The following is a 15,533-nucleotide window of genomic DNA, read 5'->3' as shown; positions in this document are numbered from 1 at the left end:
CTCGCTTCGTCGCACACTTACCGCGCCGTCGCTTCGTTTTCTGCGTCGCTGCATCAGCAGCAGAGAAGTGAGATTATGTCGCAGCTTCTCGTCGTCGTCAACAGTTTTTTTCGCTCTTTTCGTTCGTCGCCGCAGCGACTCACAAGCTCTAAAACCACTAACCACCGGACTTTCCAGCCCGCCACTTCAACTTCGTCGCTGCTTTCGCTGCGTCGCTGTCGTTGCGAGAGACGAGATATTAATGACCTTCTTGAAGACGCGCAAGCACTTTGTGAAACTATTTTGAAGACCACGCATTTTCCTTCGATCCGACCACGCGACGCCACGGGTCTTCTCTCTATATATAGAGAACGGACGAAGGGGTAACGGCGCACAAACAAAGGCAGGCCGTCTTGCGACGGCCTGCCTAGCTTCCTCTATATAACTGCGGTCACGTCACCGCATCAGGTTCTTCCGCTCCGTCGGCGTCAGCGCCTGCAACTGTGACTCGGAGAGATTCATCTGGCCCACGACCTGCACGGGAGACGTCGGGTCGTAGCGTAACATCGGGCCATTGTCGGCGCGCGGTTTGCCAGTGCTGTCCGTCTGCGCACCTGCATCCAGCATCCGAACACTGAAGATCGACGACTGGTTCTGACGTGCCGACGCCCGATCGCGCGCCACCGCCTCTTGCGCCGCAGACGCCGCCTGCGCCGCCGTCGCACTCGCATTCGTCAGCGCGCCCACGTTGACGGCAGCCACCGTTGGCACGCCCACCGACTTGCCCTGCACCTGGATGTTCTCGGCATTCACCACGCGCAGCGCCGCCACGTTGACGTTCCCCGAGACGCGAATCCCCGCTTCCCCTGCATCCACCGTACCGAGCGGCGCAATCAGGTCGATGTCGCCCGGCGGAATCTCCGGAATCGGATTGAGCGTCGCGATACCGGCCCCGGTGTTCGGCGTCGTCGGCGAGAGCGAAACGATGCCCATCCCGTCATACACACGACGCTGCGGTGTATAGACCACCGTCGACTTCGATCCGCGCCCCGCGTTGATGTCGCCCTGCGCCGACCACGCCAGGACGTTGCCTCCGAACGTCGTGAAGATACGGCTCTGTCCGAGCAGGATGCTGTCGAACGAGTACAGGTCGACGTTCCCCCTGCCCTGCGTCAGAATCCCCGAGCCCTCATCCGGGACGAAACCGCCGTCGACCCCGACGAGGGTCCGTCCCCCCGGCGCAACGATACTGACGCCGCCGCCGAAGTCGGTGTGGATGCCAGCATCCTGCACTTCGTAATGCGGCACCCCGACCGATGGACTGCCTCGCGCGATCCACTGCGCCTGCGTCAGATACTTCACGCCTGCCTGCGGCCTCGTCGTCGATACGCGATACGCGTTATCCAGGAAGTACTGCGCGCTGCTGTACATCGTCAGGCTGCCGTCGTACTTACGCGCGGCACCGTTTTCGTCGACGGACGGGAACAACGTCGCGATGGCCTCACGTCCACGCAGATAGCTGCCGGCACGCGGGCCCGTCGCATCGTTGTATTCACGCCCGGAAGCCCGCAACTCCGCAAAGTAGACGTCACGCAAATAAGCACGCTGCTGCTCGGCCGGCAGTGCATCGAAGAACTGACGCGTGTCCATCGCCCCCGCATCGAAGTGGACGCCGGTGGCGTTGCGCTTCGTCGCATCGCCGAAGCGCGTGGTCAGCCAGTTCACCAGATACAGCTGACTCTGCTGCGCATACTCGTTGCGAAGGTCCCGTTTCGCGGCGCCGCCAGCGTTCCCAGCTGCGGCACTCGCACGATCCAGATCGGCCTGCTTGCTCGCAAGAAACGCCTCGGCACCGCTCACGTCCCCGGAGTATCCGAACTCCTGCGCGAGCCATCCGGACAGCGTCAGCGCACCGCCATAGACGACCACCGCCTTGCCCGGCTGATCCGCGAGCGGACGTCCCGCATCCGCCAGATTGCCCTTGTCGAGATACCGCGCCGCGAACGCCTTGAAGTCCACCCCATCGAGTCCCTTCGGGCCGACGCCCACCGCCACCGCAATCCCCGCACCATTGCTCCGGTCGCCCGCCGTCACATTGGCGAGCGCGCCGAGGCTGCGCAGCTCCGCCTTGTCGCCCATGAAAACGTCGCGCCCGGCCGTCACCTCCAGCAACCCCGGCCCGGCGATGTAGAACGTGCTGTAGCGGATATCGCGTCCGGCCGAGATGACCGAGACGTCGTCTGCCGAGTTGTGCACGATCAGATTGCCGCGGGTCGTGGCACTGCCCAGAACCCGATCCGGCCGCCCCGGATTGTTCGGATCGCGGAAGTCGGGCGTCGTCTTCCATCCTGACAGATCGGCATTGGTGCTAAGGAAAGTGCCCAGCGGCGTGCCTGAGTTGACGATATCGCGTCCCGCACGAATGGTGACGGCACCGTTGCCCTCATACCAGGTGGCCTCCGTACCCGGCTGCGGCAATACCGTGCCCCGATAGTCGATGCTCCCGGTGTGCAACCCGACGATATCGCCCGTCACGGCATAGAAGCGCGCCGGCGCCATGCCGGAGAAGTCGTAGCCGGAGACCGTGGCCGGCGTCAGACTGAACAGGGGGAAGCGCGTCGCGCTGTCAATGCCGTAGCTGAACAGGATGGAAGGCGCCAGCGCGTCCTGTCGCACATTGGTCAGATAGGCGCGGTTGACGAACGCCGTCGACGCGATGCCCCCGGCGAACGCCGGATGCTGCGCCGTCGGCAAGGCCATCGGGTCCGCCGCCGACCGGCTGATCGGATAACCGCCGCCGTACAACGAACTGCCTGCGATCAGTTCGAGCGCCCCGCCGTCGCCCGCGACCTTGAACAACGAACTGACGGGTTCCGGCGCGAGCAATGCCGGGGTCGTACCGATGGTCGGCTGCTGAGATTCATCCAGGAGGTACGTTGCCGCATAGCCGTTGTAGATGCTGCCGCTCGCTGCGACGGCCCGCAGTGTTGCGGGCAACACGAAGCGACCGTCCGTCGCCCCATAGTTGGCGGTGAGACGATTGGCGTCGGCAATCGCCGTGATCGGCACCAGATGACCGCCGGCACTGAACAGGTCGATGGCCGTCGACGGCGTCCACAGCGTGAACCAGCTAAACCCTTCGCCGCCGTAGTTCACTCCGTTCGCCGAGAACGGCGTGCCGTTCGTACGTTGCTGCATGCGCGTGGCGTCGCCATACCCGCCGATGACCAGATCGCCCCGCGTGTCGATGCGCGCGGTCGAGTCGCCGAGCACCAGCGTCGGGCCGCCCGTGCCGATGCCGCGCCCTGCCGTGAACGCATCGCGTGCCCGGGATTCGCGGATGTCCGTGCCGCCGTAGACGGCATCGAATCCTCCCAATGCGCCGGCTTCGACACGCGTCGCCCCTCGCAGATTGGTGAACGAGCCGTACAGCCCGAGGTTGTCGTTGCGCCAGATCGACAGATCGGTCACCTCGGAGTTGGCCTGCGTCACAGCACGCACTTCGCGCACCGGGTTCAATCCACCGCCGATGCGAACGTCCAGATCGCCACCGCCGGTGAGTACGATCTGCGAGCCGTCGGCAGACACGCGTCCGGTACTCGCGACGGCGACGTTGAGCCCTTCGCTGCGCGCGACGTAGTAATGCGGATCGAGGTAGCCCGCGCCCATGCGAGACTCCAGCAACCCGGCGTTGCCGCCCGCCTCGACGATCAGATTGCCGCCACCGAGCGTGCCCAGTCCCGTGAAGCCCAGCAAGTACGGCGCGTTATCGAGATATGAGCCGCCGCTGTCGCGCCCCGGCGTGTAGGTGCCGAAGTTGATCCACCATGACGTCGGCACGCCGCCTTGCGCGATCGCGGAGCCAGAGCCCTGACGCCACAGCCAGTTACCCACGTTGGACGATTCGATGAGCTGACGCGGCGACCCAAAGCTGCTGTCACGGACAAAATTCCCGCGCGATCCCGTGGCGTCACCGCGAATATCGCCTTGCGCACGCACGAGCAGATTGCCCCCATGCTCGGGGTACCACGCCGAATACAGGCTCTGTGCCTGCCCGTCGACGTACTTCTCGAAGTCGCCGCCGCCCGTCCCCAGCACGGCGGCGCCCTTCACTTTAGAACGTGCGAGGTTGTAAGCCCCCGTCACATCCTTCGCCTGCGTGCCCGCCGTGTAGACGCCGTACAGCGAATTCATCGTGAAGTTGCCGCCGGCGAGCATGTCCAGATCGCCCGTACCGGTGCGCACAACGCTGAAGAGCGGTTCGCGCGCCGGAATCGCCCCCGTCGCAATGACCGGCGGCGTGCCCGCCACAACCGTCTGCACCACGTCGCCGATGGAATTCCAGAACTCGATCATCTCCGGGGTGAGGTCGTAAGCCCGGAGTTCCTCCTCGGTGATGATCGCTCCCGGCGTCGCACCGAAGTAGTCGGCGCCCGCCGGGCCCCAACGGTACACGCTGGGCGTGCCGGTGCCCGGCACCTGATACTGCCCGATGGACATGCCGTAGTGCGTATCGGCGAGCACCAGATGACCGTCCTTCGCGAACGGACGCAGCGCACGCGGGTCGGCCGCCGACGTGTCGGCTCCAGCGACCAGCCGCATCGACCACGACGCCGAGCCGGGCTGAAGCATCGGTGCGATGGCGAAGTTCTGCCCCTGATTGCCGTCGGCATCGGCCGGTCGCACGTTGATGAACTTCGCCCCGCTCGCGAGCCTCACGTCCGTCTCCGCCGGGATGATCGCGCCCTTCTTCAGGGCAACGTCGCCCGCCAGCACGAGACTGACCGGCATCACGGCGCCCGCAGGCCATGTCATCGGTCCGACAAACGCCTGCGTGGGCAGGATCACGCCCGGGTCGAGCTGCATGGCCCCGGTCACCGTGAGCGGTGACGTCAACACCGTTCCCGCCGCATGGACGACATTGCCCGACGCATCGCGCACCGCGCCGCCGAGCACCGTCCCCGCCGGGAACGTGACGTTGTCCGTGAGCGTGACGCGTGTCGGCAGCCGCACCCCGGCCGGCAACGATGCGCCGTTCACCTGCACGTCGTAGTTCAGCTTGCGCTCCGCCGGGAACGACGTGCCGGCCACCAGCGTGACCAGCCCGCCGGCCGGCACCACGGCGTCACCGCCCCACGCCGCCTTACCGCTGGTGAGCACCCAGCCCTTCGTGTCGGGGCTCGACGTCAGCTTGCTGGTATCGAAGCCATCCGTCACGCTGCCGTACACATTGAGGTTGCCGCCCGCGCGAATCATGAGCGCGCCAGCTTCGCCGCTGCCGTACACGCCAGTCATCTGCGTGTGCGGGTTCAGGCTGGCGTAGCGATAACGCGACATGTCGATATCGCCATCGATATGCAGATCGCCGTCGGGCGTCGCGCTGACGATCTCGACACCCGGGCGCAGATGGAACGCATCCGAGTATCGACGCAGACCGGCCAGACGCGTGAGCAAAGCGCCGTTGGCGAGCGCGTTCGTCATGAACGTCGTGCTCTGATCGTGGAGCCTGTCGAGATAGCCCTGGTTGATGACCTGATACCCGCGCCCGTCGACCGACGTATCCGTGCCCGGCGCCGCGTTCGGATCGCGATGCATGCCATTGACGGTAATCGAACGCGCGCCGTCGATCACGACACGCCCGCTTGCGTCGATGGCGATGTCATTGCCCGTCGCCCCGCCCAGACGTGCAGCGCTGATCTCCACCGTCCCCACGTTCAACGGCGTGCCATCCGTACCGGCACGCACGTCGAAACGCGCGCCGTCGGCGAGCACCACGCGCCCCTGATTCCCGTTGATCTCAATGACCGCGCGGTTCGACGCCTCGATCGGCTGGCCATAGCTGTCGAGCCGCAGCGTCGTGCTGTGCGCGTCGAGTTGCGCATTGCCGCCGATGGTCACACCGTCGCGGGCCGACAGGCGAATCGTACCCGCCTGCCTGCCGCTCGCGTCGACCTTGCCGAGCACCTCCAGACGCCCGCCGTCCACCGACAGCGATATCTCCCGCGCCCGGATCTCGTCGCCCACGACAAGATCGCCCTGCTTCGTCTGGAAGTTGCGGCTGCCGAACACGCCGCCATCGTTCAGACGCGTATTGAGCCCGACGAAATCGTCGATACGCTGCGCCCGCACGTCGAGTCCGCCTGCCGCGAAGGGGACATTCGTGCCGCCCGCGTCATACTCGCCGCTCGCGCTGCCGAGCACCTTGCCCGCGAGCGACACGACGCCGCCCGTCGGCCCGACAGCCGCGACCGTGAGCTTGCCCGCGCGGTTGAACTGCGCCGACAGGTCGATGCGCGAGCCCGCGGCCTGATGCACGTTGCCGTTCGCGCTGGAGACGATGACGTCGCCGCCCCAGCTGTACTTGCTGGCATCGAAGAAATCGAGTTTGCGTCCGGCCAGATCCAGTTGCGCCCCGTCGCCCAGCGAAACGTCGCCCAGCGCGGACACGCTCAGGCGCCCGCTCGGCAGCACGACATTCGTATTCACCTGAGCCGTGCCGCCCGCCGTGAGCGCGACTTCCGCGCCCAGCGCCGAGACGAGCAGACCGTTGTCGAGCACCGGCTTCGCGCGCCCGCTCGCATTGGCAACCGAGAGGTTCCCGCCCGCATTGAAGCGGCTCACCGAACCGGCTTCGCCCGTGAGCATCGGCGTATCGACCAAGATATCGCCGCCGCTGTAGTCGTAATCCTGCTTCGTGTCGTTCCATGCGCCCTGCGAGCGATAGACGGACAGGCTGCCCCGCTGATTGGCCGTCACGCGTTCGCTCGCGTTGAGTTCGACCGTCGAGAAGCCGACCGCCAGACGGTTCATTGCGTTGTTGACGTCGCGCTGCGTGCCCGGCCCGTAGCCCAGCTCGATTGCTTTCGCGTCGACGATCAGACGGCCATTGCCGGTGCCTGCGCCGCCCGCCACGATCGCGCCCGCGGGTGACTTCGCGCCACTCCATACCAGCCGGTTCGTGCGGATGCGCGCGACGGCATCGCTCGCCCCGAAGCCGTAGATCGCCGGTGTCCCGAGCACGAGCGTATCGATGCTGGACTTGCCGGTTGCTGCATCGATAGTCGAGAGCGCGACCGAATCGTAGAAGTTGATCGAGTCGCGGGCAATGAGCGACAGACTCTCGAGCGCAGGCGCGCCGTACACCGTATCGCCACGCAACAGACGCGAGAGCACCGACTGGTTGAGCGTCAGCCCTTCGGCAAGACGCCCGCTGGCTGCGAGGGCCGCGAGCGAGGCCTGCTCACCGACGTTCACACGACCGACCGACAGCGACAACTGACGCGTGCCGTAGCGCACGGCATCGGTGATCGTGAACCGCTTGTCCGTCGCCACCGCAATCGAGCCTTCCGACAGCAGCAGCGCATCGCCTGTGCACGTCGCGCCTGCCGCACAGACGCCCAGATCGATGAAGCCCGCCCCGTTCCACGAATCGCCCGGTGTCGGTGCGAGCAGCGCGATCCGCCCGTTGGATACCGCGAGCACCCCCGCCTTGCCCGGCGAATAGGTATAGCCAGTGGTGGCATCCCACATCTGCATGCCGTAACCGAGGGTGTTGATCCCGCTGCCCAGCTCGATGGTGATGCCGGACGTGCTCTGCTTCGTGACGATGAAGACCTCGCCCGCGCGCAAGATCGCGCCGTCGCGCAACGTCACCGAGTAGACGGCGCCGCGACCGGTGCGGTCGAGATACGCGGTAGTCGCCGCGAGCGCGCCTTGTCCGTCGGCACTGACTTCCGGCAACCCGCCGATCCCCATGCGGGCCACGCCAATCTTGTTGATTTCATCGGCAAACAGCGATACGAGCAGCGGGTCACCCTTCGTCGGCGTGCCGCCCGCCCCGAGAATCTCGAACTTCCCGCTGAATGGCGAACTCACCATCAGGCTCGCACCATAACCGTCCTTGCCCGGCGCGACGTTCGCACGCCCGTCGAAACGCAACGACGGCAGGCCGTCGACCTTACCGATGTAGTTGTCACCGAGGAAGTAGAGATCGAGACGTTTGGCATCGGCCTCGATCAGCGAGCGCGGCACACCGTCGCGCGCCGCCCCGGCTCGGGCAAAGTCCGCGTAGCTCATCTCGTTGTATTGCGAGTACGAACGCAACACGTCGCCCGACGTAAGGACGGCTTGCGTCGGCGTGACGTTACGAATGCCCGTGTGGTTCACGCTCAGTTGCGCAGGCAACGTCAGCGAGCCATTACGCATGGCGAGCGGCGCCATACCGGCTTGCGAGGTCACGCCATTCTGCAATTCGACGCGATACGCGCCGGGCAGCAACGCAAACGACGACGGCAACAGCGTGTAAGTGCCCGCAGGCAGTCCCGGTACGCCATCGCCGATGGTGATCTGCTGTCCGATCATCGGTGCGAGCGCGCCAGTGTCCTTGACGACCGGCGCATAAGCTTGCTGCGTCCCCGGCAGGATCGCGTAGACGGGGTTGGTCGACAGCGACGGCAAACGGAAGCTCGCCTTGTTGCCCGACTGCACGACCTGCATGAGCGGCGACAACCGCGCGTCGACCGAGCCGCCTCGGCCGGTCAGGAAAGCGGCGCCGCGAATCTCTCCGCCACCCGACAGGTCGATAACAGCGCCTTCGTCCACCCCCAGCGAATGCGTGTAGGCGGAGATGGATGGTCCCGTTCCGGCAAGCGCGAACTTCGCATCGACGCCGTCGTAGAGATAGCTCAGGCCGTCGAGCGAGCCACCGTACGGTATCGTCAGGCCCGCCGCGCTCACGGACGTCACGCTGCCTGGCAGCAGGTGCAGATAACTGTTGACCTGGAGGTTGCCCATCTCCCCGAAGGTGATGGTGCCCATCGGGGCGCGCACCACCCCGCCTTGCCGGATGGTGGGCGCGTTGAGCGTGAGATTGCCGAACACCGAATACGGCTGCGACGGCAACGTGTCGCCCACGCGTTCGATAGTCAGGGTACGCGCCGGGTCCAGCCGCGTTTCGTTCGCGTTCCACTGATTGACGTAGGTCCGCTGCCCCACGACGAGCTTCGCCGTGGCATCCGACACCGGATAGAGCTGCGCCGATGCCAGCTTGAGATTGCCCGGCACATACACTTCGGACTTGTCGAGCAGACGCAGGTCGCCGGTGCTGCGCAACGTCACGTCGCCAAATGCTGCACGACGGTATTCGGTCTGCCCGCCGTTGCCCATCACAATGCTCCCGGCGGTCCCGAACTGCATAGGCCCGGCGAGATCGATGAGCGAAGCATTGACGTCGAACGTCGCGTCGTCGTCAGGCAACGGCGCTCCCAAGACACCACTGCCCACGGCGTTCTTCGACCCCTTCACCGGGTTCGGCATGAGGAAGCCTTCGCCCTGCGCGCGCGATGCGCCGGCGAGCTGCACATACGGGGCCGAGAGCTTGACGACGCTGCCACGCGCGTTCGCCGCCTGACCGAACGAACTCGCCGTCAGACGCAGGCTCTGCCTCATCGACAGATCGACGTTGCCGTCGAAGTCGATCATGCCGTTGGCGAGCAACGACAGATTGTCGAAGCCGCCCGCCGCAACGCGATCGACGCCGATTCTCGCGTTGCCCATCGCCAGTCCGCCGCCCGTCGCTCCGGCACGCAGCGAGTCCGCCAGAGCGCTGGCGCCCTGCTGCTGCGCGATGATCATCTCGCGCGCGACCCGCACGGCATCTTCCACGTTGGCGCCGGCGAGCGTCGCCCGGTCGACCGGGCCGTAGTTGAGCGCTTCGAGTACCACGTTCAGCGTGCCACCCGCGGCACCCGCGCCGCCCGCAGCGGCTTTCATGTCGCCGTCGAGGTAGAGACCGCGCGCCGACGCCAGCGAGATGACGCCGCCGTTGCTCGTCACCCGCGTGCGGCCCTGCCCGGGTACATCGATGTCCGCTGCCGTGCCGGACGCATCGAGCCTTGCACCGGGGCGCACGATCACGAACGCGTCCGCCGCATCGACCTTCGTCGCGCCGGCCACGTACTTCGCACCGATCTGAATCGTGCCACCCGCCGCGACCTTGCCCGTGAGCGCGCCCGACGCACTCTGGGCCGTGAACGGTTGTGCCGACACATCGATGAACGCAGTGCCACCCAGCCAGATCGAGCGCGCATTGAACACGCCGTCCGGCAGATCCGCGTTACTGCCTGTGCCGAACGTGCCGGGCAACAGGCTCACGACGCCTGACGACGCACGGAGGCCGCCGAGCACCGTGATCTGATCGTTACCGGTGATGGTGATGCTGCGCCCCGGGTCGACGGCAACCACCGCCCCCTCGCCCACGCGCACCTGCGCGCGCTTGTACGACGTTCCCGCATTGATGACGAGGTCCGCACCGCCGCGCTGACTGATCGTGCCCTTGACGGCATCGCTCTGCCACACCGGCGGCAGATACCGGCTGAGAACGCGCGACGGATCGCTGCCGCTTTGCGCGTCTCGCGCGGCCAGGGCATCCGCGTTCAGCACTGGCATGACAACGGAAAGCCGGGCGTTGTCGGCAACGGTAACCCCGAGTTGTCCGTTGACGTCATAGCGAGAGAAGCCGGTCGTGAATAGCTGTGCATCGAGCGTCGTGGGCGATGCGACCCGCACCGCTTCGGTCGTCGTCAGCCCCGCAGGCACCAGCGCCCCGCTGGCGAGCTTGACGTCGAAGGGCAACGGCGTACCCGCCTTGGCGACAACGTTGTACGCGGCGACAGGCACACCGTTCGGGAACACGTTCGCGGGCACGACAAACGTCGTGGCCGGCGTGCCGAACGAGCGCGTGATGGTCGAACCGGCGGGCAACACCTGCCCCGAGCGATAGGCGCGGTTGTTCTGGTCGAAGATGGCGAAGTTGCCGGTGGCGGCAGCCGGAATCGTCCAGTCGGCCGCCGTCACGACAGGATTCGTGGCGCTGAACGCCAGTGCCGACGGCAAGGCCGCTCCGGGCAATGCACGTGTGAGCGTCTGCTTGTAGTCGACCGGTGCTATCGTGCCGGCCTTGATCGTGTAGTCCTGCAACAGCGTCACGCCGAACGGCAAGGTCTCGCCAGCCGCCAGCCAGCCGTCGGTCTTCAACCCGGGGCCACCGATGACGATGCCGTTGCCCGTGTCGAGCTTGAGCGTGCCGCCGCCGCTCACGCCGTAGGCGCGCAATTCGCCGTCGACGTGCAACTCTCCGGAATGCTTGCCGTCGAGATCGTACTGGCTGGCGAGCAGCGATACATTGCCGCCCTTGCCGCCGCGCACCGAGCCGTTCGACATCAACACCGCGCCCGACGACACGTCGACGACGCTGCCCGGCAGCAGACGGACATCGCCGGAACTCGACAACACGACGTTGCCGCCGTCGACATACGGCACACCGCGCGTGCCCGATTCGCCTTCGTCGACACGACTCCACACGCCACGCGTATCGAGCGTGACGCCATCGGCGACCTTCACGTACGGCTCACCGACCGGCGCCCCGTCGGCGATGGTCTTGTCCATCCACACGCCGCCCGCCACGCCCGTGACCATCTGCGTCACGATGTTGCCCGCGACGATGTTGCCGCTGCGCGCCGTCACGTTGGCCTCGAGATTCACCCGCGTGGCGTGCAGGGCGACGTCGCCGCCATCGGCCACGCGAAGGTCGCGGCTGACGGTCAACCGTTCGCTCGCCAGCAGCTTTACGCCACCGAAGTGCTGACGGTTGAGCCATCCCGCATCGAGTGAGATCTTACCCGTACGGGCGGCGTCATTCGGCGCATCGAGGGCAATGCTCGCCGCGAGTGCCTGAATGTCGCCCACATCGATGCTGCGCACCACGGCCGACGGGCTGTCGCGCAGCGTCAGCGTCGTTTCGTCGTAGAACGGCGTCATGTTGCCGACGATCAACTGCGCGCCGCGTGCGGCCGCCAGTTGCGACTGGAGATAGCCGTCGTAACGGGTCTTGTCGGGCGCCTGCGCCTGACGCGGCCCCTGATACACCGACGTGTCGACATCGCCTTCGAGGACGGCCGATGAGCTGGCGATGATCAGGCGTCCCGCGTCGCGGCCCACGGTATAGCCGTTCTCCAGTCGTGCGCCCGGTGCGACGAACGGCGTGGCGTATGCCTCGGTCGTGTTCTTGCCCCAGCGCGCGTGCGTCACTTCAAAACCGCGATACACACCGAGATAACGCAGATCGCCCGGCGCATTGTCCGCGCGATAGAGCTGCCCGTCCGCCCCGCGCAGCCAGCTCTGACGAATCATGCCGGTCTGCACGTCGAGCGTGCCGCCAGCCAGATTGATGAGCGACCCCGCACGCGTCACTACTTCTGCGCCGCCCAGTTGCACCGTGCCGCCTTGCGCGGCCCATTCGCCGACGCCGTGCTGCGCGGTGTTGAGATAGCCGCTCACTTCGAGCAGGCCCCCGGGGGTGTACCAGCGATCCGTGGAATAGCCTTGCGTACCGGCAGGCACCCGCACCAGATAGCGACGGTCGATGAAGAGCATCTGGTTGTTGAGCAACGCCGAATCGCGGTTGGTCGGCGCGTCGCGCTGCTCGTTTCCCTGCACGCTGATCTCGAGGTTGTTCGCCGACATCGCGACCTGCACGCCGACGGCCCCCGATACGTCGAGCTTCGCGCGTTCCATCGCGACCATGCGACGCGTTACCGCGACGTTGATCTGCCCGCCGGTGGCGAGCGTGAGCGAGTCGCTGTCGAACAGCACATCTGCTGAGGACACGACCTGCACGAGCGACTGGTCGCGACGGTTGTACAACCCCGCCTCCGCGACCTTCGCCGTTTCGGCAAGCAGCGCCGCGCGTTGCACGTCGAGTGCCGTATCGCCGGCTGCATCCTGCAAGATCGCGGTCACCGCGCCCTGCGCGAGCTTCACTTGTGCGTTCGCATCGCCGCTGGCCGTCAGATGAATCGTGCCGCGCGTATTGACCGACGTGCTCGACACCAGGACACCGCGCTGCTCGACGTTACGCCCGGCGAGCGTGATGTCGCCCAGTTGCGACGCGATCAGGCCGCTGTTGCTCACGCGCCCAGCGGCAGAACCGGCGACGAAACGCGGCTCGACCTCGTTGCCGCGCGTGCTGGAATTCGGATTGCCGTCGGTGCCCATGCCGCGACGAATGGTGAACGCATCGCCCCCGGCGATCACGGTCTGTCCGGACGGCGTGACGATCGTCCCACGGTTGTGTGCCTCGCGACCGAGCAGCAACACATACCCGCCGCCTTCGGTCACCGATTGCGGTTTCCGCGTGTTGATGCGCGCCCCCGCATCGACCACGACATCGGCCGTCGCCGCGCCATGGGCGATCGTCGAACCGCTTACGCTAAGATCGTTTGCAAACGTGGGCACCGTCGCGCCGGATATCGCCGTGCCGTAAAGCCCGCGATTGAACTGGTCGTTCGTCATGCCGACGGCCGCCGCCACGAGGTTGCGCGTGTCGACCTGCGCCGTGCCCGAGAACTGAATGCCGTTGCGGTTGACGATGACGACCGTGCCATCGGCCTTGATCTGCCCCTGAATCTGGCTCGGCCGCGCGTTCGGATCGTTCACGCGATTGAGCACCGCCCAACCCGGCTGTTGCGCGAATTCGACCGTCGTGCGACGCCCGACGTTGAACGTCTCCCAGTTCAGAATGGCCTTCTCGCCCGTCTGTTCAATTCTGACGTTGGTGTTGCCCGCCGCGTCGCGCGACTGCGCAATGTCCTTCTTCGCGTTGACCCAGCCAGCGGTGAGGCTGTGGGTGTCGACCTTGAGGCCGCCTTCGGTCAAACCGTCCGGAATCGTCTCGGGTGACGCCGCTGCCGCCTGACGCGCCGCCGTCTGTGCCGCCTGCATCGCGGCAATGCCCTGCGCCGCCGTGGCGAGATTGGCGATGGAGTTCTGCAACGCCTGATTGGCGCGCTGCTGCTGTTCGCCTGGGTTTTGCAGCGACGACACGGGCATGCCGTTCGGCAGACGCCCCGTTTGCGCCGCCGTCGTCTGCGCTGCGCCGCGTGCGGCGAACCACGCGTTGCTGAACGCCTGCTGTGCGTGAGCCGCCCCGATCATGGCGCTGCTGGCGGCGAACACCGCGACCGCTTGTGCGAGCGGTCGAACTCGTAGCACAGGCAGCACAGGCAGCACCGGCAGTACGCGCAGGCGACGCGGCGCACGGGCGCGCGTGGCAGGCATGGCGGCGGTGAGGGGCGAAGAAGGAGCTACGCGCTTTCGCATGATGATTTCAATCCCGTCTGTCGTCTCGTACGGCTGCGGGACGTTGCCTCGCGACAACGCCAGCGAACAGCCACTGGCAGTTTTCGTCCAAGCGTCTATGCATAGGACTGCATAGGGAACACTTGACGCTCTCGGGACTAAGACCCTTCCGCGCGACGCAATCGGCAAGGATTTATTTGAATCTTTCGTGACACGACCGAACCGTCACGACGTGCGTTGGCCGACAACGCACCGATGGCGTCATCTGCTGGTCGACGGAAAGCAGATCAGGCCAGCAGGACGATGCCGCCCGGCAAGGTGCGAGCGGTCAGGCCCAGCGAATGCTCGATCTGGCCGAGTGCGACATCGAGCGAACGAATGGCGAAACGCCCCGTCACCGGACGTGTGGCGAGCGATTCCTTCAGAAGCACGACCTTGCCCGGACGATAGCGGTTGATCTCGTCGATCACGTCGCCAAGCGGCACGTCGGAGAAGCGCAGATAGCCCTCGCGCCATGCGGGCATCTCTCCCGCCGCGACATTCACGAGCGATTGCAGCCCGTGAGCGTCGTAGACGAGTTGCTGATGCGGGCGCATCTGCACGCGCCCCGCCGTGTGCACGACCTCCGCCGTGCCATCGATACAGGTAACGCAGACCTTGTCGGCCACATTGCGCACCTCTACGCGCGCCCGATGCGCGACCGTGCGACCTGCCCCGGCAACGATCTCGAAGGGCGTCGCGGCCAGCGTCGTGTCAACGGCAGCCTCTCCCGCAAGCAGATCGATGCCCGGCATGCCGGACGCCATCCCGCTGCGCAGCGCCACACTCGTGCGCGTGTTCAATTCGACGTAGACATCGCTCGCCACCGCAACGGTGCGCTGCTCGCCGGTGCCCGTATGGAAGTCCGCACGCATGGCGACGGCGCCGGGCAGCCAGCCCAATGGCGCGCCGATGACGGCGACACCCGCTGCCGTCGCAAAGGCGCTCGCGGTACCCGCCAGCAGCCAGCGCCGGCGCGGATCGAAGCCGCGCCCGGCCTTACGTCCGGCCCTGGTCTCCGTGGCGGTGGAGGATTTGCGCTGTGGGGCAGGACACGCCGCAGTGGCCTCTGCTGCCGCCGTCTGCTGCGCGGCCTGCGTCAGTTGTTGCCATTGACGATGGGCATTCGCCAGCGCTTGCGCATGCGCCGGATCACGACGCGCCCACTCGCGCATGGCGTCCCCCTCGGCATGCGTCATCTTTCCCGCGGCCATGCGCCGCACCCACGTCATCGCCTGACGCTCGGTCGCATCGAGACGCCGCTTCGGCGGCAACGAAGAACGGAATCGCGACATCATGGCGTCACCTCTCGCACGAGACGGAAGGTCTCACTCCATGAGACGGTTTTCGCGCATGCCATCGGCAATTCCCTGGGCCAT

Annotated in this window: 3 protein-coding genes; 1 reads left to right on the top strand and 2 read right to left on the bottom strand. The window is 66.3% G+C overall.

What is annotated here, in order from left to right; genetic code table 11:
- Positions 1–366, top strand: a 366-nt coding sequence (locus C5N93_RS01180) for a hypothetical protein (protein WP_242557988.1), incomplete at its 5' end; no start/stop codon positions are given.
- Between the two features lie 69 nt (positions 367–435).
- Here the strand turns inward: C5N93_RS01180 and C5N93_RS01175 are convergent.
- Positions 436–14,136: a filamentous haemagglutinin family protein gene (locus C5N93_RS01175; protein ID WP_242557987.1), complete on the bottom strand. Its 13,701-nt coding sequence runs from the start codon at positions 14,134–14,136 to the stop codon at positions 436–438.
- Positions 14,137–14,402: 266 nt separating this feature from the next.
- Positions 14,403–15,452: a FecR domain-containing protein gene (locus C5N93_RS01170; protein ID WP_242557986.1), complete on the bottom strand. Its 1,050-nt coding sequence runs from the start codon at positions 15,450–15,452 to the stop codon at positions 14,403–14,405.
- Positions 15,453–15,533: the final 81 nt, after the last annotated feature.

Origin of the sequence: Pandoraea sp. LA3, assembly GCF_022696215.1 — a bacterium.
GTDB lineage: Bacteria > Pseudomonadota > Gammaproteobacteria > Burkholderiales > Burkholderiaceae > Pandoraea > Pandoraea capi.
The sequence above is the reverse complement of the archived record's forward strand: the minus strand, read 5'-3'. Positions and strand labels throughout refer to the sequence as shown.

Excerpts from the sequence above, each read along its gene's own strand:
- C5N93_RS01175 (WP_242557987.1), bottom strand. The coding sequence starts at position 14,136 with ATGCGAAAGCGCGTAGCTCCTTCTTCGCCCCTCACCGCCGCCATGCCT.
- C5N93_RS01170 (WP_242557986.1), bottom strand. The coding sequence starts at position 15,452 with ATGATGTCGCGATTCCGTTCTTCGTTGCCGCCGAAGCGGCGTCTCGAT.